Origin of the sequence: Bacillus paranthracis (genome assembly GCF_001883995.1) — a bacterium.
Taxonomy (GTDB): Bacteria; Bacillota; Bacilli; order Bacillales; family Bacillaceae_G; genus Bacillus_A; species Bacillus_A paranthracis.
In genome coordinates, this window is record NZ_MACE01000009.1 from 57,280 (window position 1) to 80,201 (window position 22,922).

The 22,922-nt window shown below is 36.8% G+C and carries 22 protein-coding genes and 2 pseudogenes; 16 read left to right on the top strand and 8 right to left on the bottom strand.

Translation table 11 applies throughout. The annotated features are described in order from the left end of the window. The first annotated feature begins 1 nt into the window (after position 1). The 4 genes from trpA (at position 2) to BAQ46_RS02620 (ending at position 3,600) form a co-directional block, all read left to right on the top strand. Entirely contained in the window at positions 2–778 is a 777-nt protein-coding gene (gene trpA, locus BAQ46_RS02605) for a tryptophan synthase subunit alpha (protein WP_061131558.1), read from the top strand. Positions 779–852: 74 nt separating this feature from the next. Next, positions 853–1,212: a DUF4029 domain-containing protein gene (locus BAQ46_RS02610; protein WP_061131559.1), complete on the top strand. Its 360-nt coding sequence runs from the start codon at positions 853–855 to the stop codon at positions 1,210–1,212. 114 nt (positions 1,213–1,326) lie between these two features. Next, positions 1,327–2,826: an L-lactate permease gene (locus BAQ46_RS02615; protein ID WP_000974168.1), complete on the top strand. Its 1,500-nt coding sequence runs from the start codon at positions 1,327–1,329 to the stop codon at positions 2,824–2,826. Between the two features lie 90 nt (positions 2,827–2,916). Next, positions 2,917–3,600, top strand: coding sequence for a DUF2278 family protein (locus BAQ46_RS02620; RefSeq protein ID WP_001128586.1), 684 nt, complete (start codon positions 2,917–2,919; stop codon positions 3,598–3,600). Between the two features lie 14 nt (positions 3,601–3,614). On the opposite strand, the gene BAQ46_RS02625 is transcribed toward BAQ46_RS02620, so the two are convergent. Continuing rightward, positions 3,615–4,448 carry a hypothetical protein gene (locus tag BAQ46_RS02625; RefSeq protein WP_000424508.1) on the bottom strand — a complete coding sequence of 278 codons (834 nt, stop codon included), beginning with the start codon at positions 4,446–4,448 and terminating at the stop codon, positions 3,615–3,617. A 350-nt stretch (positions 4,449–4,798) separates the two neighbouring features. On the opposite strand from BAQ46_RS02625, the gene BAQ46_RS02635 reads away from it, so the two are divergent. Together BAQ46_RS02635 and BAQ46_RS02640 are read left to right on the top strand one after the other, a co-directional pair. After that, positions 4,799–5,572, top strand: a complete 774-nt coding sequence (locus BAQ46_RS02635) for a zinc ribbon domain-containing protein (RefSeq protein WP_000649987.1) — start codon at positions 4,799–4,801, stop codon at positions 5,570–5,572. 76 nt (positions 5,573–5,648) lie between these two features. After that, positions 5,649–5,875 (top strand): annotated as a pseudogene (locus BAQ46_RS02640) (YARHG domain-containing protein); the annotation flags it as partial. 42 nt (positions 5,876–5,917) lie between these two features. On the opposite strand, the gene BAQ46_RS02645 reads toward BAQ46_RS02640, so the two are convergent. Further along, on the bottom strand, positions 5,918–6,349 hold the full coding sequence (locus BAQ46_RS02645; RefSeq protein ID WP_000332405.1) for a hypothetical protein: 432 nt from the start codon (positions 6,347–6,349) through the stop codon (positions 5,918–5,920). Between the two features lie 199 nt (positions 6,350–6,548). Between BAQ46_RS02645 and BAQ46_RS02650 the strand changes: the two genes are divergently transcribed. From BAQ46_RS02650 to BAQ46_RS02660, 3 genes are all read left to right on the top strand, one after another. After that, on the top strand, positions 6,549–7,883 hold the full coding sequence (locus BAQ46_RS02650) for an FAD-dependent oxidoreductase (protein WP_071741576.1): 1,335 nt from the start codon (positions 6,549–6,551) through the stop codon (positions 7,881–7,883). A gap of 102 nt (positions 7,884–7,985) precedes the next feature. Continuing rightward, positions 7,986–8,474: a GNAT family N-acetyltransferase gene (locus BAQ46_RS02655; RefSeq protein WP_061131561.1), complete on the top strand. Its 489-nt coding sequence runs from the start codon at positions 7,986–7,988 to the stop codon at positions 8,472–8,474. A 146-nt stretch (positions 8,475–8,620) separates the two neighbouring features. Beyond that, complete coding sequence (locus BAQ46_RS02660; protein WP_000996789.1) at positions 8,621–9,031, top strand: DUF3908 family protein; 411 nt, start codon at positions 8,621–8,623, stop codon at positions 9,029–9,031. A gap of 32 nt (positions 9,032–9,063) precedes the next feature. On the opposite strand, the gene BAQ46_RS02665 is transcribed toward BAQ46_RS02660, so the two are convergent. The 6 genes from BAQ46_RS02665 to odhA form a co-directional block, all read right to left on the bottom strand. Next, positions 9,064–9,654: a class I SAM-dependent methyltransferase gene (locus BAQ46_RS02665; protein WP_000025740.1), complete on the bottom strand. Its 591-nt coding sequence runs from the start codon at positions 9,652–9,654 to the stop codon at positions 9,064–9,066. A gap of 92 nt (positions 9,655–9,746) precedes the next feature. Next, on the bottom strand, positions 9,747–11,288 hold the full coding sequence (locus tag BAQ46_RS02670; RefSeq protein WP_071741577.1) for a SagB family peptide dehydrogenase: 1,542 nt from the start codon (positions 11,286–11,288) through the stop codon (positions 9,747–9,749). Between the two features lie 16 nt (positions 11,289–11,304). Further along, entirely contained in the window at positions 11,305–13,254 is a 1,950-nt protein-coding gene (locus tag BAQ46_RS02675) for a TOMM precursor leader peptide-binding protein (RefSeq protein ID WP_061131564.1), read from the bottom strand. Next, positions 13,251–15,170 carry a putative thiazole-containing bacteriocin maturation protein gene (locus BAQ46_RS02680; RefSeq protein ID WP_071741578.1) on the bottom strand — a complete coding sequence of 640 codons (1,920 nt, stop codon included), beginning with the start codon at positions 15,168–15,170 and terminating at the stop codon, positions 13,251–13,253. The genes BAQ46_RS02675 and BAQ46_RS02680 overlap by 4 nt, the downstream gene beginning before the upstream one ends. A gap of 124 nt (positions 15,171–15,294) precedes the next feature. Further along, positions 15,295–16,554: a 2-oxoglutarate dehydrogenase complex dihydrolipoyllysine-residue succinyltransferase gene (odhB, locus tag BAQ46_RS02685; RefSeq protein WP_000569915.1), complete on the bottom strand. Its 1,260-nt coding sequence runs from the start codon at positions 16,552–16,554 to the stop codon at positions 15,295–15,297. Between the two features lie 133 nt (positions 16,555–16,687). After that, complete coding sequence (gene odhA / locus BAQ46_RS02690) at positions 16,688–19,555, bottom strand: 2-oxoglutarate dehydrogenase E1 component (RefSeq protein WP_000197153.1); 2,868 nt, start codon at positions 19,553–19,555, stop codon at positions 16,688–16,690. Between the two features lie 825 nt (positions 19,556–20,380). On the opposite strand from odhA, the gene BAQ46_RS02695 reads away from it, so the two are divergent. From BAQ46_RS02695 to BAQ46_RS02725, 7 genes and pseudogenes are all read left to right on the top strand, one after another. Next, the gene (locus BAQ46_RS02695; RefSeq protein ID WP_000428510.1) at positions 20,381–20,590 is read left to right on the top strand and encodes a helix-turn-helix transcriptional regulator; all 210 of its coding nucleotides are present in this window, start codon (positions 20,381–20,383) and stop codon (positions 20,588–20,590) included. Positions 20,591–20,592: 2 nt separating this feature from the next. Then, complete coding sequence (locus BAQ46_RS02700) at positions 20,593–20,970, top strand: hypothetical protein (protein ID WP_001109914.1); 378 nt, start codon at positions 20,593–20,595, stop codon at positions 20,968–20,970. Between the two features lie 28 nt (positions 20,971–20,998). Beyond that, positions 20,999–21,181: a DUF3976 domain-containing protein gene (locus BAQ46_RS02705; protein WP_001178301.1), complete on the top strand. Its 183-nt coding sequence runs from the start codon at positions 20,999–21,001 to the stop codon at positions 21,179–21,181. Between the two features lie 135 nt (positions 21,182–21,316). After that, a complete protein-coding gene (locus BAQ46_RS02710) occupies positions 21,317–21,676 on the top strand; it encodes a hypothetical protein (protein ID WP_071741579.1) in 360 nt (119 codons plus the stop codon). Positions 21,677–21,694: 18 nt separating this feature from the next. Beyond that, a complete protein-coding gene (locus tag BAQ46_RS02715) occupies positions 21,695–21,961 on the top strand; it encodes a hypothetical protein (RefSeq protein WP_071741580.1) in 267 nt (88 codons plus the stop codon). Positions 21,962–22,049: 88 nt separating this feature from the next. After that, positions 22,050–22,505 carry a hypothetical protein gene (locus BAQ46_RS02720; RefSeq protein ID WP_071741581.1) on the top strand — a complete coding sequence of 152 codons (456 nt, stop codon included), beginning with the start codon at positions 22,050–22,052 and terminating at the stop codon, positions 22,503–22,505. 165 nt (positions 22,506–22,670) lie between these two features. Next, a pseudogene (locus BAQ46_RS02725) lies at positions 22,671–22,844 on the top strand (DUF6183 family protein); the annotation flags it as partial. Positions 22,845–22,922: the final 78 nt, after the last annotated feature.

Sequence of the window (22,922 nt, forward strand, 5' to 3'; positions counted from 1 at the left end):
AATGGGAGTAGAAAAAATGAAAGCAGCATTTGAAAATGGCAAGAAAGCATTTATTCCGTACGTAATGGGCGGAGATGGTGGCCTTGAAAAATTAAAAGAAAGAATTCGTTTTCTTGATGAAGCAGGAGCAAGCATCGTTGAAATTGGTATCCCGTTTTCAGATCCAGTCGCAGATGGCCCAACGATTCAAAGAGCAGGGAAACGAGCACTAGATAGCGGTGTAACATTAAAGGGCATTTTTCAAGCGTTAGCAGAAGTAAGAAAAGAAGTACAAATTCCTTTTGTACTCATGACATACTTAAATCCAGTACTTGCATTCGGAAAAGAACACTTCATTGAGAGATGCTTAGAAGCAGGTGTGGACGGTATTATCGTTCCAGATTTACCGTATGAAGAACAAGACATTATTGCACCGCTTCTCCGAACTGCAAATATCGCTTTAATCCCACTCGTTACCGTTACAAGCCCAATTGAGCGAATTGAGAAAATTACGAGTGAATCAGAAGGGTTCGTCTACGCCGTTACAGTAGCGGGCGTAACAGGCGTACGTCAAAATTTTAAAGAGGAGATTCATAGTTACTTAGAAAAAGTAAAATCACATACGCATTTACCGGTAGTGGCAGGGTTCGGTATTTCAACGAAGGAACATGTAGAAGAAATGATTACAATATGTGACGGGGTTGTCGTTGGAAGTAAAATTATTGAACTGTTAGAAAATGAAAAACGAGAAGAAATATGTGAATTCATACAGGCAACAAAACAAAAAGAAGAGGCATAAGTCTCTTCTTTTTGTTTTGTGTAATAAATGTTAAAATATACAGAAAATACATGTAATTTAGAGGGTGAGAAAGCATGCTAAGACGGAAACTATTATATCTACTTCTAACTGTACCACTATACGCTTGGCTCATTAGCATGACAAAAATAGAGTTGATGGCTCTATTTTTAGGATATGTATTCATCTTTTCCAACTTAAATCGCATTCAAGAGCAATCTATTTTAGAAATATGTATATTTTCGATTAGTATAGAATTATTTAGTATCGTTTCGATTGTATTGTTAAATGAATTATTCCGATGGATCCACTCATTTGAATTCATGAAATTTGGGAATGCTGTATTGCAAGTCATATGTGCTTATATTGTGTTTGTTGTGTTAGACAAAATAGTCGGCCAGCAGACAGTTTTTCAGGATAATAGAAAATGGGAGTGATTCAAAAAAGAGCCAAACGGCTCTTTTTTGAAACTGTTGTAAAAACAATTGAAAATTATGACATCTGTTATATAATAGTTAAAAATTGTATTTTAAACGAAATGAGATGATAACATGGCCATATTTTTGGCACTTATCCCAATTATGATGATTTTCATTTGCTTATTTTTATTGAAACAAACGTCATTAAGATCCTCGTTAATTTCTTATGCGGTATGTGTTGGAATCGTTTTACTCTCGCCAACGTTTCAATTAGGGATAAGTGAAACTGTGCACGCAACGATTAAAGGGTGGTTAATTTGTTTTATTGTCGGGTACGTTTTATTTTTCGGTATTTTTTTATTTCACCTCATGAACAAAATGGGGTACATCGACCAAGTAGCGCGTTTTTTAGAAGAAGTGACGCAAGATCGTTTATTACAAATGCTTCTTATGTGCTTTGGTATTTGCCCACTAATTGAATCGGTAAGTGGATTCGGAATTGGTTTTATGGTTGCAGCACCTATTTTTCTTTCATTAGGTTATAAACCGTTCCAAGCTGTACTGCTCTCGTTTATCGGCTTACTAGCTAGTTCATGGGGGGCAATGGCAACTGGTACGATTATCGGTTCGCAACTTATCAATATGCCGCTTACAACACTCGGTACAAATACAGCGCTATTAAGTATCCCGATGTTTGCTTATTTCGTCATTCTTTCTTTACACGTTGTTGGCGGCTGGCAGGCGGTTATTGAAAAGTGGAAGGAAGGATTCGGTTTCTTTCTATTATTTTCTCTCGGAATCTATCTTTCTAACGCATACGTAAGTGTTGAACTAGCAGGTATACTAAGTTCTATCATTACGATTACATTTGGTTTTCTTATCATTAAATTAAAAGGAAAAAGTGGGCAAAATCTTATAACAGAGCATGCGGCTGCAACGGAGAGAGAAGTATCTATTATAAAAATTATTAGCCCTTATATATTTCTAACAGTTTGTATTTTACTTTCTCGCCTCGTTCCAGCATTACATGATTTGTTCAGATCATATGCGGTTCTTGATTTGAAATCATACTCTTACAAACTAGAGTTACTATATTCACCAGGATTTTGGCTCGGTATGACTTGCTTATTTACTATTATTTTCTTCCGCATCCCGTCTAATATTATTAAACAATCACTCTCACAAACGATCAAACAATGGATTCCTTTTGCGATTACGACGACAATGTTTATCGCCATTTCAGAATTAATGGGTGCATCTGGCATGCATTCATTACTTGCAAAAACGGCTGGTGAAACATTTGGAACATTTTTCGTTTTCGTTGCTCCGTTTATCGGTGGTATCGGTGGCTTTTTAACAGGTAGTAATGCAGGCTCAAATGCGATGTTCATAAAACTACAAATGCAAACGGCACAAAATGTAGCACTCCCGTGGCAATACGTCACAACATTGCAAAACACCGCATCATCAGTAGCGACGATCGCTTGCCCGTCACGGATTACACTAGGTGCGTATTTATGTAATATTCCGTATCGTGAAAATGAACTATTAAAGAAGACGACGTTAATGATTTTTGGTGCGGTGTTGCTTATAGTGGTAGAGGTTGTTGTTTGGTATATGTTGAGAAATTAAAAATCCTCCTGACATAGGAGGATTTTTGTTATGAGTGGATAATGTTTTAAACATGAATAGCTTCTATTAAATGAATAGGAGATGAAATGTATGCCCCTAAAAAACTATGGCGTGTTAAAAGGTACAGTTATACAATCTAAAATCGGAAAAGGGAAAACACCTCATTATCAAGTTCATTTACAAGGCGAAGCAGAAGTAGATTATCGTATTGCAATTAACGTAAAGTCGCAAAGTTATCCGTCAGAAGTTTTATATTTTGCAAGCGACAATATTCGGTCAGAAGCGATTCATATTTTACCAACATTACCATTTGGTTTTACAGAAATAAAAAACAATGAACCGAAAGTAGCTTTAGACTACGTAAGAGGTAATTTATTTGATTCCAAGCAAATGATTCCTTTACCTGCTGAAAAAGCAGGAGTGGATAATGATTTAAATGAAAAAATAGAACGTTATATAAAACAAGCAATAGAAGAAAAAGCAATTATTTACGCATTCGGTGAAAGATGGGGACCAGAAGAAAATACACCCGATTCTTACTTTCATTTCGAACCAGGAAACGGGATACATGATATTCACATGAATCAAGGGAATGTAGAAAAATGGAAAGGTGATAATGGTATATGGCAAGACGGAGGAATACTCATTCACTTTGAAAAGGAAGAAAAATGGATCGGTATATTCCTTGCCTTCCAGTCACAGTCATGGTGTACCGATGAAGAGGGACATGCTCGTGTGCCGGTTGAGCATTGTGATTATAAGAGGAATAATTGAGAAGAAGAGGGCGTTCAAAAAGAACGCCCTCCTCTTATTTTATAAAACCCAAAACTAACAAGTGTAGAAATACAAGAGAACAGCAGTGCTACACTAGAAAACGCAATGAGGTACATATTATACTTCATCACTTTTCCAATTAGTTGGTTGCTATCATACTGAAACAATCCCGCTATGATGTTGAATAAAAATAACACGATAAACATGACGATAACACCGTCTATTGATCCTTGAATATCTGGTTTGCTTAAAGCGATATGTGCAGAAATACAAATGGCGATAAATAAAAATAGCCAAAAGGAAGGATTCAATACATTATTTATTGTAAATAAACTTTTCAATAATACGAACGTCGACAAGAGCATGTTTTGAACCATTTCTACATTAATAGAAGTAGAAGTGATTGTTTTTTCGAGAGTTGTATGAAATAAAAAATATGAATTTGGTACGAAATAGCGCATTAAAAGGATTAGTGCGGTAATACCAGAAATAATAGGCCCGATGCCGATAAAGAAGTTTCCAATTCGTTGATATACACTTTTATGATTGTATTGATGTTGTACGTAGCCTAAAGCGCCCTGGCTTGTATCTGTTGGGAAAAACTGCGTTGCTACAATTTTATGACGAAATAGTACGCACATAATGGCATGTCCAAGTTCATGAATAGGAACACCAATCCAAGCAGTCAAAAGGAATCCTTTTCTTCCAAATGCTCTCGACCAATACATCCGTGTTAGTGATTCTAAATAGCCTAATAGAAATCCGATTACAATGATAACGCCAATTAAAGAAAATAATTGGATTACGCTTGTAAGGAGTATTTGAAAAATTGAGTTTACCAATTCCATTGCCAGTCATCCAATCTGTTAGAAACATTATTTATCCGACTTTAATGGGCAGTAAGACCCCCACCTCAAAATTCAGCGAAAGCAAAGAAGTTAGGTAGGGGATCAACTGCCCATAAAAGTCCGATTGGTTCAACTAATAATCAGTGGGGGATGAAGAAAACCCCCACTGATTAAAGTTTCACTTTATTCTGTTTCATAATAGCATTTTTTTTCAAGATTGCTAGCACATATATTTTCTTTCGGAAGGAGGATTTCAGAATCTTTTTCTTGTAGTCATGTTTTATGTACAAAGTCATATATTGAATTTGTAACACCCTATACGGTATCTGCTTAAGGGGGGGAATGCGAGAATGAAATGTCTGGTGTGTCATACAGAAAATAGAGCAGAGGCAAAGTTTTGCGGGAATTGTGGACATTCGTTAACGGAGGAAGCCGTAGCGAGTGAAGGTGAGCAACAGGAACGCGTAGCTTTAGCAAAGAAAACTCGAACAAATGAAACGGTAGAGCAAGCGAAGCGATTTGCGAGTGGATATTTTCAGTTTTTTAAACATGCTTTCAAAGCACCGACAGCGATTATGAAAAGCGGCAAGATTGAAGTACGAAATGGAATTGTAAGTCTTGTTCTTATTTGTTTTTTAGGAGCATGTATTTTTTATAGAATGATGAGCACAGCAGCTGCTGTTACGAGAACATTTGCACCAGATATAACGACTCCTAATTTCTTTTGGGACTCTGTAACGGTCTTTTTATTTTTACTAATTTTAACTTTATTTGTCGGATTTATTATTTTTGTAAGTGGAAAGATGATGAAATCTTCATTTTCATTTCTTGAAGTATTCGGTGTGTGGGGAACGATAGCGACGCCAGCTATTGCTATATTAGTTCTTTCTTTTCTGTTTAGCTTTTTATTAATCTTTTTCTTACCAATCTTATTAGGGCTGGCTACAACGTATATGTCAATTAGCATAATTGTCGCTATAGTAAAGCTAGATAACGGCGGATTAGACCCTATTTATACACTTCTTATCGCAAATGTTTTAATTGGAATTGCAACATTCATTGTATTATGGTCTTACATTAGCACGATAATTCAAACCTTTACACAGGGATTCACTGGCTTCTAACGAAAAGGTGGATGAATGTATGTACAAAGTGTGGCACTCATTTTGAAGACGGTGTTCAATTTTGTCAAAACCTCAGTATGTATATAATGGCTTCATCTTTCCTGATAGTGATATCCGAAAATTAACGAGTGGGGACTTAACATACTTATCGAAAGAACAATTGAAAATAGAGAGAAACGAAATATACGCAAGGCATGGACATATTTTTCAAAGCAGTCTTGGTATAGAGAAAACAAGTATTATAAAGGAAAGCTAACGGATATTGAATCTTATAATGTTGAACTCATTAAATCAAGAGAATAAACACGATAAAAAGGTACAGTGCATAACTGTACCTTTTTATCGTTATTTATCTGAACCAGGATCCCTTGAGAAAAAGATGTGAAAGAGAAATGTGACTTTACTGGATCCTCCTGATGTACTAGCTTGTATATGTGATAAAGGACCAGACGTTAGGGCTGCCTCGGAATGGGGTGGGACGACTATTTTGAGCGCATGATCTGATTCTGGTGAAGCAATAACAGTAATTGTATCATCAGAGAAGTTTATAATTTTAACAGAACCGACTGGAAAGATGGACTTGCCAGCATGTGATGCTGAAGCGAATTGGGTAGCTTTCCAAATATCTTGCGCAAATGTATCATCGTTAGATAACCAAGCACGAGCGCTATATATTGTTGCATTAATGGAAAATTCTTGGTCAAGTGAGACGGCGGGTTTCGGTTCTTTTGGTTCTTGCGGTTCATCTGGAAGCTGGGCGAGAAGGCCGGCGCACATGTATGTTTCACCTACTTTCAATTGTTACTGTTATAGCATATTAAACATGTTGTTTATAAGACACGACGGTTACCTATTCAGGCATAGGTTTGTGCACCAAATTTGAAGATGAAATTCTCTTTCTTTACAATGGAAGTAGGTGTTATTTCTATAAAATATGGAAAACGTAAAGAGTATGTAAAAAAGAAGGAGTGGTAAAGTGAACTATGTCATTATTGGCGGAGATGCAGCTGGTATGAGTGCAGCGATGCAAATTGTTAGAAACGATGAAAATGCAAATGTTGTAACGTTAGAAAAAGGTGAAATTTATTCGTACGCGCAGTGTGGGTTACCATATGTCATTAGTGGTGCTATCGCTTCAACGGAAAAGTTAATCGCGCGTAATGTAAAGATGTTTCGTGATAAATACGGAATTGATGCGAAAGTACGACATGAAGTAACGAAAGTAGATACGGAAAAGAAAATGGTATACGCAGAGCATACGAAGACGAAAGATGTCTTTGAATTTCCGTACGATCGTTTATTAATTGCGACTGGCGTGCGTCCTGTTATGCCAGAATGGGAAGGTCGAGATTTACAAGGTGTTCATCTTTTAAAAACAATTCCGGATGCTGAGCGCATATTAAAAACGCTAGAAACGAATAAAGTTGAAGATGTAACCATTATTGGCGGCGGTGCAATTGGGCTTGAGATGGCAGAAACATTCGTTGAACTTGGTAAAAAGGTAAGAATGATTGAGCGAAATGATCATATTGGTACAATTTACGATGCAGATATGGCGGAATATATACATAAAGAAGCAGATAAACATCATATTGAAATTTTAACGAATGAAAATGTAAAAGCGTTTAAAGGGAATGAACGAGTAGAAGCAGTTGAAACGGATAAAGGTACGTATAAAGCGGATCTTGTTCTAGTATCTGTCGGAGTGAAGCCGAATACTGATTTTCTTGAAGGAACGAATATACGTACAAATCATAAAGGGGCAATCGAGGTAAATGCATATATGCAAACGAATGTGCAAGACGTATATGCAGCTGGTGATTGTGCGACACATTATCACGTTATAAAAGAAATTCATGATCATATTCCAATTGGAACAACTGCAAATAAACAAGGGCGACTTGCTGGACTGAATATGCTGGATAAACGAAGAGCTTTTAAAGGAACGTTGGGTACAGGCATTATTAAATTTATGAATTTGACGCTCGCAAGAACAGGCTTAAATGAAAAGGAAGCAAAAGGATTACATATCCCGTATAAAACAGTCAAAGTAGATTCGACAAATATGGCGGGCTATTATCCAAATGCGAAACCACTTTACTTGAAATTACTATACCGTTCTGACACGAAACAATTATTAGGCGGACAAGTAATTGGAGAAGAAGGTGTAGATAAACGGATTGATGTGATCGCAATGGCACTCTTCAATAAAATGAGCATTCACGATTTAGAAGATGTCGACTTAAGTTATGCACCACCATATAACAGCGTTTGGGATCCAATTCAGCAAGCGGCAAGACGAGCGGAATAGCACTTTTTAAGTGCTATTTTTTTCGTTAAAGGGTAATCATCATTTTTGTCGAATGAAGAGGGTTGGGAAATAGTTACATATAGGGAAGGGGGATCATTAAAAATGTTTATAACACTTCAAGCAGTTCAAGAATCAGAAAAAGAGATATTACGTAATTTGTACGCACTATATCTACATGACCTCTCTAAGTTCACACCTAATATAACGATTGGAGCAAATGGATTTTTTGAATACGAAGATTTACATATGTTCTGGGAAAATGATGGAATCACTCCGTATTTTATTAAAAGTGATAATGAGATTGTAGGATTTTTATTACTACTGGAACGCCCGTTTTTGAAGAAGGAAAACGATTTTGGTATAAATGACATTTTCATATTGAATCAGTACAAAGGAAAAGGAATCGGTAAACAAGTTATTGAGAGTTTGCTAAAAGAGAAACGAGGACAATATTTCGTTATCGAACTTGTGAAAAATGTACCAGCCGTTTCTTTTTGGAAGAAAGTATATAGGGAACTAAACATCGAATTTGATGAGAAAATACAGTTAATCGATGAGGAAGAATGTCTCGTGCGAACGTTTAAAATATAATGAAATGGATTCTACTTGTATATTACTTTGAAATTTAACTTTATTTTGAATATACCGTTCACCCTTGAAAACATAGTACGTATCGCTTATATTGTCATATAGTATTTATTTTTTAACAAAGCAATGAACGAACCAGGGGGCACAGTATGGCAATTAACATGAAAACAATCGAAGAATGGATTGCTGAATCAAACGCAAGACAGGAAGAAGACTTTGGACACGTTATTGAAGAGATGAAAGAAGTATGCGTTGGACTTGATAACGCGACATTAATTTATACGAAAAACGTATTTTGTTTCGGTAAGAAAGTAGAAGTATTTTTCTTCTTCCAAGACCATGTCGTGATCGGACAAGAAAAAGACGAATATGTTGAAATTGAAAAATTAAAGTATGATGCTATTACACATAGTAACTTAAAAACAAACGATAAAAATACAACGTTAGAATTAAAGTTTGCTAACGGACAATCTATCAATTTAGATAGTTTAAATGATAACTACGGTACGAAAAACTGGTTATTTGCGAGACAAATAAAGAGCATTTTCAAATTAATCTAGTAAAAAAAGCAGACCTCAAAGGGTCTGTTTTTTTACTTGGTCCCTATTACACAAAGGCATCCTCTTTCTTCATAACATTTCACGCTTGTAAATCCTGTTTTATAAAATAGGTTTACTAATTCTTCATTCGTTTTGCATTTCTCCATATGATATTGAATTTTGAAAGTTTCAGCCACTAATAAAAAGGATCCTTTCGGTTGCAAGACACGAAATACTTCTTTTATATCTTGTTCCACATCAGGCCAGAAGTAGTGTGTTTGAAAAGCGGTAATGAGATCGAAGAAGTTCGTATGATAGGGAATAGAAGAAACGCTTGCTTGTTGAACAATGACTTTTTGTTTTTGAACATCTTTTATATTCGTCTGTATCGAATTTTTTACAGCTTGATAGGAGTAATCAATCCCGTATATTTTTCCAAGTGGAGTTCGTTTTGAAAGAGTGTGTATCGTTTTACCGCCGCCACAACCGATATCTAATATAATTGCCTCTTTCTTTATATATACTTTTTGTAATGCCCAATTGGTTAGTCTCGTATGTGCACTGTTCATAATACAAAGCATGGAAGAACCAATTGTCCCCCGAGGATTTTTTGCTTGCTGGATTAATCGTTGTAAAATGCTCAAGTTAAACTCTCCTTTTATGTAAGAATATATACTCACTTCTCTTTTTATTAAGTAAGTCCTTTAAAAAAAGCACGCCGATGAGCGGCGTGCTTCTAAATACGCAAATCCCCTTTTAACCAATTCCGCGCTCGATACGCTCCAACAGGAATTTGAATAAGTGACGTTTCATTCCCAGCATCTATTCCGTACAACTGATCACATGAATTTGTATCAAAACTAAGTAAAGGATGCCCGCCCATCCCCATTGCGGTCGCTGCAAAAACGAGTTTGTGAACGAGTATACCTGCCTCCATTTGATGAATACGGTACCCTCTATAGCCTAATGCATTTGTATAGTAATCTTTCTTTCCGACTACATGTAAGCAAAGTGGTACTTGAAAAAGGTTTACGTTATCCATCGTCATACTAGATTGAAGGGGATAACGAAGGTCCCCATATCGAAGTGATTGTATGGAATGTGTTTTACTGTTATAAGTGTAAGCGCCGTTTTCTATATCTTTTACGTTATAGAAACATCCATATAATGAGACGCGCACATTTTCATTTACATACGTACCATCAATGTCGTTGTAATAAGGGAAGGAGAGGCTCGCTTCTTGTAGTAAAGTAGCGAGCTCGGCTGCATCCCATTTTGTAAAAATAAAGTCAGCATCAGGGGAATACCGTTTTCGGCAAAGTTGTAAGAAATCATAAGATAAACGCTCTACTTTCGGCAGTTGTACAGCATGCGCATGATGTTGATAGTGCTCTTCATGAGCTAGTGTTTGGAACTGTGCTGTCGATTCGATCATAGAAGCTTCATTTATTTTTGTTATCATCGGATACTCATTTACATGCTTTGAGCGAACGAAATGTTCATGTGCTAAAGGCGGAATTTGTTGTAATAGCTCATGAGAAGTAATTGTTTTATGTTCACGGTAATCATTGTGAAACCAATTAGATTGCGGTTCTGTACTGAAAGGAACGACAGCATACACACTTTCTTCGCCTTCTGACAGTCCGAGTAAATGATTGATTGCACGGTCTAGAAACTGAAAATATACACCATTTGTGTAACCAAATTGTTTGGCACATTCCAGTAATTGGCCGATGAGAACACCGCTATCTAACCCTTGAAGCCGATACGAAAAGTTATTGTATTTAAAGTAGTTTTTCCAAAACATAGTGGATACGAATGCAGCACCAAAACAAGATTGTATGTTACAACGATTGCCGAGTGCTTCTGTAAGGTAAGAATCGAAATTTCCTTCGCGAAGTAAAATAAGTCGGTGATGCGCGGCGTCGTAATGGTAAATGCCGTCTGGATAATCGTCAATTTTTAAATATATATACAATTCATTTGGATACAAAGCGCCGCCGGAAGGGATAGATCTTCGAAATAAAATTTTCTCGCTATTTAGCTGACATAACTGGGTTAAACCAAATGAACACCAAAGGTAATGACCAATCTCTTTCAAAGTAGGTGTAGTAGAAGAGTTAGGTAAAGAGAATGGGATTTCTAAAGAGAGAGGGATAATAGGTAAGTTTCGATATAATTTATAAGGAAGCGGTGCATCTTCCCAGTCTATTTCATGATTTGGCATAATTTCATCGATAGAGAAATGGAGATGATGTAAAAAAGTATCTAGTTGCATGAAATCCCCTCCTTTACTATGGAAACGGGTGCGGATGTGGATTTAATTGTTCAGTCGTTAAAGGTTCGTCTGTATATCCAAGTGTCATCGGTACGGTATACACTCGATCTAGCCCTGTAAGTCGAGTGAGATGGTGACCGAACGTCATCGGTAGCATGCCTGGAATAATGACTTTTACACAATGCAATCCGTTTTTTTCTATAAGAGGTACTGTTTGATTTACAACGATTACGTCAAGTCCGGTTTGCTGCAGGCGGTTTACAAGTTGATTAAGATCGGATGTTAAATCCAGATCAACTGATTGTAATCCGTTCATTTCTTGGAACGATTGCACCGGAGCATCGTCACGTAAAAGGAAGTGAAGACGTTCTTCTGCTTCTTTCAATCCGTACAGCATACTATGGTCTTCCATTTTATTTACGAGATAAGGGTCTTGTAAGCAATTTTCGTAGTGCTCTCTTTTTTGTTCGAGTTCATCGTCTGTTATAAGTAACATGCCTGCTATTTCATGGATGGCACTCTTTAAAGCACGGACTGGGTCCAAATGAGAGCCTCCAGCACAAACAACGTTCATTCCATTTTCACGCGTATTTTTCGCGATTACCCATAAGCTTGGGATGCCGTGTTCCATCGTTGCGTTAAAAGCATGTAATTCATAACCGGTAATCGTGTACAGCCGCTGAATCATTAATTGTAATTCCGTATCATTTGCTGAACTAAGATCAAGGCGGGGAAGAGGTAATTCGGCATACCAAGTGAGCAAAAAGGCGTCACGCTCTACAACTTCTAAAATACCGTGAAAAATTGCTTCTTCTAAACTACCACCAATAGCACATCCATTTGATGTTTCATATACGTAAGCATCTCGATGACCGAGGCTATAATAAGCGATTGATTCAGGAACTAAAATTGGACGGTTTTGTGACAATGAATATCCCCATACCCAGTTTTGTTCATAGTCAGGGTCAAACGGTTTAAATGGAAAACCATCACGATTATAGTGTTCATTTGTATGTACACCGAGCGTAAGGGGATTTAGTGCATGATCCTCTACATCATGAAAACTAGCATGCACATTTGTCTTTTTCCCTCGAGGTGACATACCACAATATCGCTCTAAACCTTCTAAAATAGCAGTTGCTTCACTTATTGCAAATGAAAGAGTTCGGCCTGCAACCCCTTCATTTCCAAACATTAATGGCATGTTTATAATAACGTCAGCAAATGGTAATAAAGAATGCTGCATTTTTCCGTTCAACATACCGACTCGGTAATCTAAATAGTCCTTCGTTAAAAATGTGTTTAGTTCATGAATGGAACGACAGCGATATGTTGCATCACTTGTTTTTAAGCTCGGTTGTAATGAAATCGCTGCTGCATCTGCCGTGTCATCAGGCAAATTACTACATACAGGACAGAGCGGATCTGGAAGAAAAGAATGCCGCGTACATTGCAGTGTTTGTAAGTTTAGTAAAATGAGTTCATTTTCTAAAGAAGAATGAGTATGAGTTAATATTTTCTCTGTTTCTGCGCAAATAAGATGGCACATTTGCAGAATGCCATTTTGGGTGGCACGTACATCACGCCTTGTTACGTTTTCTTCTTTTACCGCATATTTTCGTTGTAGCTCCCACATCTCTTTTTGATCAAATCCAGCGATAAAGCGTCGTCCATCGGCACAATGAGTACATCCTGCTGCAAGAGGATGAATATAAGGACCGATAATACCTTCACCAAATGAAGTAAAACCACGTAGCCACGGAATATGATTTGAACGGAAAATTAGCTCAGCGTCATGATGAATAGTAGAAGGAGAGCCGTCGTGTAATACGAGAGCGAGATCGATATTTTCAGGGAGTTCGTCTGCAATTGTATGTTGGCGAATGATGGAATATTGTTTGCATAATCGATCATGTACATAGTCTGCAAGAATGCCATCCCCTATAAGTAATATATTTTGAGTCATAGACCGTCCTCCTTTGCAATTAATACCCCGTACACACCATCTAAGTTTTCTTTCAAAAATGATTCAATCGCTAAATCAAACACGAATGGATAAAAATGATGTTCTTCTAAATGTTGCAGGGCAAGCTGTACAGATTGCGTACTTGGAATTTCTTCTTCTGCTTGTATTTCTAACCTAAAAGAATCCGTGTCATATAAAATAATAGAGGATTCCGGCAAGATATTAGCTCTGTAAGGAGTTTCTTCATTTTGAATATGAAGAAGCGATAGTTGTAGTGCGTTTCGTAACGCTAACGTCATATTAATATTAGATGCACCGTACCATCGATCATGTATACCAACCCAAACGACTGGAAAGCTGAGAATCTCTTCACCCATTGCGATTTTAGGTGTTTCATGAATGGTAGCGAGGGCATCGTAATAATATCTACAATGTTTATCATGAATGTCCGTTAAGTCGACCGTCGTAATTTCTTCTAGCATATGTGATTGTCGTTCATACAATTTGTGATTTAAATGTTGTTGTAGTGCCCGGTATACACCCTCTGTCATCGTTTCTCCAGCGCCAATACCGATATCGTTATGTTCAGGGATAAGGCGGTGCATAATTTCTGTTACATAGGTTTCAATTCCTGTTAAACCAGCTTCTCGGCGCGCTTCGTTATGAGTCAAACCAGCGCAAGTCATAAGAGGAAGGAGGGAAGTTGGACCATCTGATAGCGGTGTAGCTACTTGAATATTGCATTGTGATAATGGTAATTGATATAAATCTTGTTCATCCCATACATGGAATATACCAGTTTTTTTAGAAGTTAATGAATCGAAAAAGCGGAATAAATCAGTTGAGGTATGTTGGTTAGACCGATGCTCAAGTTGTTCAGAAAGGTTTTCTATCGTATCAATTGTAAAACTTTCATCAGTGGCGAGAGGATGTTTTATAAAAGGATGCCATGCTCCTTCGAGTGTTTCATAATTTAATAAAAAGAATTGAGGTTCTTTTTCTCGGTAAGAATCATTAGCAACGTGCTTAAATAATTCAAAAACGATTATATTTGCTAGCATTGCAGATGTAATTGGTGAAAATGAAGCTGATGAATATTCATTTTGTAAAGTTGTTTCATGTAGCCGATGCCATGCGGATTCCCAGCATTCTTCACGATTAGCCATTACGACAGGACCAGCTATACCAAGTGTTGATAAACAAACGGCTGGTATGAAGTTCTTTCCTACTTCCTTGCAAATCGTGTGAGCTGCTCTTAGTCCTTCGATATCTCCATTTTGCGAAACGTATAAAATCCAGTCGAAAGGCTCGAACACTTCATGCAGGGGACGATCAATTGTTGTATCTATTTCTTGAACAAGTACAGCATCATCTACTTCATGCGCAAGTTCTACTAGCTCGTGAATACGGTCGTAATTCGTTTCTTCATAATCTGTCACAAGGTAATGAAAGGTAGGTAATCCGGATTCTAATAAAGAAGAAACTAAGGAAGTAAGCATATCTCCAGAGCCGATTATAAGTACATTTGCATTGCGGTACGTTTCGAATTTTAAAGCGCCTGAATGAAAATCTGCTTCTAGAAATTCAATTTGCGAAGCATATCTATCAAGTAATGCACTGTTTAATTCATGAGGTGCATCTTGACTTACATCACGGACAAACCCATTTGTATATAAAATCTCTCCAATTTCAAATACACGATTTTGATAGGGGAGAGGGAGACCATCCGTTATTTCTGCTAAAGAATAATTACCGTTAAACATTGGCATTAATTTTTCAATCCAGTTATAAATTCCGTCACCGTCCATACGAAATGAACTGGCGTTATTTCGAAAATAGACACCCCCGTTTGAGTCGGGGAGGAAGAAAGTATCTTTATTTGCTTTTAGTTTTGCATGTGCTGGAAGGTTACTCATTTTAATCCTCCTTACTTTTTAGGCATACATTATTAACTTATGTCATGCGATTTGTCCCGTATGAATGCAATAAAAAAAGCTGTAGAATGATATATTCTACAGCTTGTAATAGATTATAAATCTATCAACCTTCTAATAATAATGATTTTGGATCTTCAAGCATATCTTTAACAGCAACAAGGAAGCTAACTGCTTCTTTACCATCAACAATACGGTGATCGTAAGATAAAGCGATGTACATCATTGGGCGGTTTTCCATACGTTCGTTATCGATTGCAACTGGACGTACTTGGATTTTGTGCATTCCTAAAATACCAACTTGTGGGCTGTTTAGGATCGGTGTTGACATTAGAGAACCGAACACACCACCGTTTGTAATTGTAAATGTACCACCTTGTAGTTCTTTTAGTGAAAGTTTGTTATCACGTGCTTTTTTACCTAATTCACGAATTTCGCTTTCGATTTCAGCGAAGTTTAATTGGTTCGCATCGCGTACAACTGGAACAACTAATCCATCTGGAGCTGCTACTGCAATACCGATATCATAGAATTTTTTAATGATAAGCTCGTCGCCTTGAATTTCAGCATTTAATAATGGGAATTGTTTTAATGCTGCAACAACTGCTTTTGTGAAGAATGACATGAAACCAAGACGTACATCATGTTTTTTCTCGAAAGCATCTTTACGCTCTTTACGTAATTCCATGATTGCAGTCATATCAACTTCGTTAAATGTTGTTAACATTGCAGATGTTTGTTGAACTTCTACAAGACGTTTTGCAATTGTTTGACGGCGGCGGGACATTTTCACGCGCTCAACTGGTTTTTCGAATTCAGTTTTTGCAACTGGAGCAGGAGCTGGACTTTTTGGAGCAGCTGGTGCTTCTTTTGGTGCTGCAGCATGAGCTTGTACATCGTGTGGTCTCACACGGCCAAGTGGATCTGTGCTACGTACGTCGTTTAAGTCGATTCCTAATTCACGAGCCATTTTTCTAGCAGCTGGTGATGCGATAGGACGGTTTGTATTTGGTAAACCTTGTAAAGTTGCAGTTTGTTCAGCACTTGGTGCCGCAGCTTTTGGTGCTTCAGCTGTTTCTTGTTTTGGTTGCTCAGCCAACGGTGCAGGCGTACTTACTGCAACTGGTGCTCCGTTTGCATCTAAAATTGCGATAGTTGCGCCAACTTCAACTGTATCCCCAGGTTCGCCTAGTAACTTCGATACAATACCTGAATCTTCTGCAATGATTTCTACATTGACTTTATCAGTTTCAAGCTCAACAACGCTGCCACCTTTCTCAACTTTGTCGCCTACGTTGATAAGCCATTGTGAGATAGTTCCTTCAGTAATAGATTCTGCAAGCTCAGGTACTTTAATTTCGATCATTTTAAATGTCCTCCCCTTATTTGCCTAACGGTGTGTTTTTTCTTCTTTTGTCTTCGGTAATCTCCATTTGTTAGCCTGACCTTGGGCAGAATATCTGCCCAAGGAACAAGCTAGAAATCTTCATTGTTACTTTTTAGTTGCTGAAAACTTCAATTTCTAGTTTATCTTGACGGAAGTTATACTTCACGTCTAAAGCGTGTGAAACAATTAGTTCTTGCTCAGCTTTGTGAGCGAATGGATCGCCGCCAGATGGGCTAGAGCGATCTGGGCGTCCAATATAACCTGTTTTCACTTTATCTCCAGCTAGTTCGAACAGAATTGGAGCCATGTAATGCCATGCGCCCATATTACGAGGCTCTTCTTGAACCCAAATAATTTCTTCTAAGTTTTTAAAGCGTTTAATAATAGATTGAACTTTCTCAGCAGGGAATGGGTACAACTGTTCAATACGAACGATATGAATTTCATCTAAGTTGTACTCATGCTTACCAGACTCGATTTCTGCTGCTAAGTCAATCGCCATTTTACCTGTACTTAAAACAAGACGTTTTACTTTGTTTGGTTTCATGCCAAGGTTTTCTTGTTCTAAAGCAGGTTGGAAACGTCCTTCGCTTAACTGACTAGCAGTTGAAAGCGTAAGTGGGTGACGTAATAAACTTTTCGGCGTCATCAATACTAATGGTCGAACAGCTTCTGTTCCTAAGATAGATGCTTGACGACGCAGGATATGGAAATATTGTGCCGCGCTCGTTAAGTTTGCAACTGTCCAGTTGTTCTCAGCAGCTAACTGTAAGAAACGTTCAGGACGCGCACTAGAGTGCTCTGGCCCTTGACCTTCATAACCGTGTGGTAATAGAAGAACTAAACCAGATTTTTGACCCCATTTTGCTCTTCCAGCTGAAACATATTGATCAAATAATGCTTGCGCAGTATTTGAGAAGTCACCATATTGCGCTTCCCACATAACAAGCGTTTCTGGAGCGAATACGTTATAACCATACTCGTAACCAACAACAGCAGCTTCTGATAATGGACTGTTATGAACAGAGAATGAAGCGTTGATGTTTGGTAAGCGATGTAATGGTGAATATGTTTCATTTGTATCCGTATCGTGTAATACGATGTGACGATGCGCGAATGTACCACGCTGTGAATCTTGACCAGTTAAACGAATTGGTGTACCTTCTTGTAAAATAGAAGCGAATGCTAATGATTCAGCAAGTGCCCATTCAATTTTACCGTTCTCTTCAAGAGCGTCTTTACGGCGCTCAAGAATTTTCTTCACTTTCGGATATACGTTAAAGCCTTCTGGCCAAGATAGCAGACCTTCATTAATTGCACGAAGTGAATCAAGCTCAACACCAGTATCAATTGACTGAATGCCCTTTGCAACGACATCTGGCACTTTAACGTGAATTGTTGCATCGCTCGTATCAGCTGGCGGTACTTGTGCATAGTCAGATTTTAATTGCTCTTGCGTAAACTGTGTAATTGTTTCAATTTCATCTGCATTTAGAACACCAGCAGCTTGTAATTGATCTGCATAAATTGCTCTTACCGTTGGGTGATTTTTAATCTTTTTGTACACTTGTGGTTGTGTAACTGCTGGGTCATCCATTTCGTTATGACCGTAGCGGCGGTAACCAATTAAATCGATTAAGAAATCTTTTTTGAACAACATGCGATATTGAATCGCAAGGTTAGCAGCAGCAAGACAAGCTTCCGGATCATCAGCGTTCACGTGAACAATCGGAATATCGAAACCTTTTGCAAGGTCGCTTGAATATTTCGTAGAACGAGAATCATAGCTATCAGTCGTAAAACCAACTGCATTGTTTGCGATAACATGAATTGTTCCGCCTGTTTGATATGCATTCAATCTGCTTAAGTTGAGTGTCTCAGATACAATACCTTGACCAGGGAATGCAGCATCACCGTGAACTAAAATTACGAATGATTTTGAAGTATCTTGTTCTGGAAGACCAGATTTTTTACGATTTTCTTGAGCCGCACGTGCGAAACCTTCTACAACAGGATTCACGAACTCAAGGTGACTTGGGTTATTTGCTAATGTAACGCGAGTACTAACTTCTTCGTTACTAACGACTTGTTCTCTACCTAAATGGTATTTTACGTCGCCAGTCCAACCAGAGTTTGCTACTGCGCCTTCTATTTTTGCATGTTTGAACTCAGCAAACATGTGACTATATGGTTTTTCTAATACGTGTGCAAGTACGCTTAGGCGACCGCGGTGAGCCATACCAATCATGACATCTTCTACGCCGTTTTTAGCACCTTCTAGCACAATTTCATCTAGAACGGGTACAAGCATATCAACGCCCTCGATAGAGAAACGCTTTTGCCCAACGAATGTTTTATGCAAGAATTGCTCGAAACCTTCAACAGCTGTTAAACGTTTTAAAAGAGCAGTTCGTTTTTGATTTGATAGTGGTTGACGCAATGAATTTGATTCCACCATTTGATGCAACCACGCGCGTTCTTCACTATCTTGTATATGAGAAAATTCATAAGCTAAAGTTTGTGTATACACTTCTTTTAATCTATGAATTACATCAAGTGCAGTGTGAATACCTTCTGGTGCATCTTGCCATACTGTTTTTGCTGGAATCGCTTTCAAATCAGCGTCGCTCAGTTCGTTCATTGCTTTCTCAAGAAGAGATTGTCCATTTGCAGCATCTTCCATCGGATTGATGTGAGCCAACGTATGCCCGAAAGAACGAATCTGTTCAACAAGCTGAACGACTTTAAGAATTTTTTCAATGTTCCCTGTGTTTTGAGGAGAAAAATGTGTTGCTGTGTTGTCCCCTGTTACGACATCATCTTGAAACGAAGGAGCTCCAAAAATTTCAAAAAGCTCTTGTAATTCCGGATCAACAGAACCTGCTCCAGTTACGTAAAGATCATACTGTTCAATAACATAACCAAGGTTCGGACCGTGGAACTTGGCCCAAGGGTTTGTCGTTGTATTCTTCCTCGTCATTTGTTTAAACCTCCCAATGCATATAATCCTTTTTCCATACAAAAAGGTGCATTTTGCTCTTTTCAATAATTGATGAACCAATAATCAATGTAAATGTTTTTCTTTACTCTTATGTTATTACAATAATTTACATAATACCAAACACTATTACTTATCTGTTTTGTAAAAAAACATTCACAATAACTTATCACCCAAGTTAATCTTTCATGTTATAAAGTAATTTTACAGAAAAATAGGGTGGATATATTTGGTATACCTATACAAATAACTAAAATTGTAGCATGTAAATATAAGTATAATAGTTAGAATGTTTTGATAAAAATGAGTTCGAATTATGTATATTGAAATAATAAGCGCTTTCATTGATATTATACAACAATATAACGGAATATAGTATAAAAAATAAAAAATTATGAATTTATCGTAAACTTTATTTAGATAGTGTTAAATATTGAAAGGAAAGTGAAGGATTTCTACAAAAAAAGTTGCTAAACATAAAAAATGCTTTATAAACAGTTAGTTTCTATAAATATGACGAAAAACACCGTAAAACCAATAACACATTTCGCCGAATAAAGGGATAAATGAAATATTTTAAAAGGATAAAACAAATATGGAGATATTAAATTTTAAAAAAAGAGAGGAGGAGATATAGTAACTGTTAGTTACAGTGTTCCGTATTTTGTTTCAAAATAGACGTGCTGAAATTAAAAAGTTTCTTCTATATAAATAGAACGAAAAATAAACAAAACAGATGTAAAGGAAACTTGACGTAAAGTTTGCTTTACATATATACTCGTTATAAGGAAGGAGGGAGAAATTTCCTTGGAAAATAAAATGGTCGAATACCGAAAAAAATTTGGACTATCACAAGAAAAATTGGCTGAGAAACTTGGCGTTTCCAGACAAACCATCATTTCAATTGAAAAGGGAAAATACGATCCGTCACTTCCGTTAGCATTTGAAATCGCGAAAACATTTCAGACAACGATAGAACATGTATTTATTTATGAAGGAAAAGAAGGGGAGGAATAAAGATGAACTATTCACAAAAGTACTTCGTTATCATGGGAATTATTTTTCTATTCATGAGTGGATTTATGATCCTAACAGGAATAATGACGCATTCTGCACCACCAACTCCAACTTATACAGTGCTTGCGATGATGATCATGTGCTTTTGCTTAAGCTACTTACATCCGCAATTTAAAGAAAAAGACGAGCGGATGAAATTAATTCGTTATAAAGGCATGTTCTTCAGCTTTTTTGCATTAACAGCGTATTATCTTCTTTTCTCTATTGGCTTAAACTTAAATGTTATTACACTATCTGCAGTTGAACTACTGAACATACTTATGGCACTCACGATGAGTACCGTCTTTATCTCGTTTGTTGTTTTGGCAAAAAGATATTAAGATGGAAGAGAGAAAGGAAGATTAACATATGCAAATGATGTATGCTTTTGGCATTGGACTTGTATTATTTTTAGCCGTATTCTTATTTATTCGTAAAGACGTGCAAGGTGGGACGTTAACGAAACGAGGCTTTTATAAAATGATCGGCTGTTTAGTTGTTATGTTTATAGCGATTATCGTCATGATCGTTTTAATAAATCGGTCACTATAGAATATAAAAATGGAACCTTACAGCAGTAAGGTTTTTCTCTTTTTTTGTAAAATCCGAAAATTCCTACTATATCCATTTACTGTATATAATGGATATTATATAATTTAATAAAATGATAGATAGGGAGAAGAGTATATGAATAAAAAAACTATCTTCTTTTTATTAACATGCCTACTACTTATAGCTAGTATTACTTATATAATATGTAACAAACGAGAACAAGTGCCACCTATGTTAGTATGGGAGGGGCAAGAATACTACATAACAAATGAACCGGCCAAAGCAGAAGAAGTGGGGCAAAGGCTAGGAGAAATAACAAAGAAAATTGAAACAAGTGAAAAACCTATTAAAAATAGTGAATCCAACATAGTACAGGAAAAAACAGAAGTATTCACAATGATAGAAGAAGAAAAAGGTCCCCACTCACCTTTAATCATAAAGGAGCCTGATGGTGAGGAATATAGAATTGTGAGGCCAATGTTAAAAGTACTATAAAGTGAAAAGGAGATTCCTATGCAGACAGTAACTTCATATCCATGGTCGTTAAGAAAAGCGTTTGTCTTTTTCCTTTGCTTTATCCTTCCACCAATCGGTGCAATCTACATTGTAATGAATAGAGGGGCGCTACAAAAGAGAGACTTCATTTTATACGTATTATTTGCTGCTATTAATATATCGCTTTGGTTATCGCTTATGATTTTTGATCGGAGTATGTGGATGGTAGCGGGGCATTATGTGCTTGGGATGATTGTTGTGTTTTTAGTTGTGTATAAGAAATAATATACAAGGAAACTAAACTTCTTAAGGACAGGCTTTGAAGAGTAATTTTCTAATATATACTATAAGTTATATAAATGGGGAAAGTAATATGAAAATAGCTGAATATTTTTATATAGGAAAGGTAGAGAGAGAGTTACAAAAGAAAATTGAGGGTTTAATAATTGAGTGTAAATTAGATGTATCAAGTATAGGGATAGAGCATATGGAAGTAAATGATTTGAAAATGATGAATGCGTATATTAAATCCAAGTTAGAAGTAATGAAGCCTACTCCACATTTCAATACTGTGGTAACATTTGCTGTTGCGATTATAACAATAATGCTAACAACAGTTTTGACAATAAATGCAAAAGATAATGCTCCTTTTGTAGTAATAATGTGTAGTGGGATATTTACAGTTATATTTTTTTCATTTTGGTTTTTAGAAAAGAGGTTTAAAAAGATTATAGAATCAGGTCATTACCTTTTAAATCTATTAGATATATATATTGAAGAAAAAGAAAAAGAAAAAGAAAAAGAAGAAAAGCGTATAGATAAAATTTAAAGTATAAAGAAGTTAAAGATGGAAAAGGGTAATTAGTAATACTTAAAAAGAAATGAATCATTTATCTCTTGAGTAATTTATGCTTACATTTAAGGAAGAATACTTGTATAGTGGAGCGGGGTACATATAGAATTTTAAGAACGTCCGGTTTTCACTAGAAAAATAGCGATAAATGTATGTAAATACATGTTCTAAGATCGATACGAAGATATTAAAGTGTTCCAAAGCTACCGCCCTTGGACAGAATGGTTTTACGATGTTGCGTGGGATGTTACTTGGATGGTGTTAGATAGTAAGGAGCAGAAAATGTGGCTCATTTGTGCTACGGATACGGATTGATAGAGGAGGGCCTTGTAGGAATGCTGCAAGGCCCTTTATCTTTTGGGAATTAATAGAAAACGAATCATATAAATGATA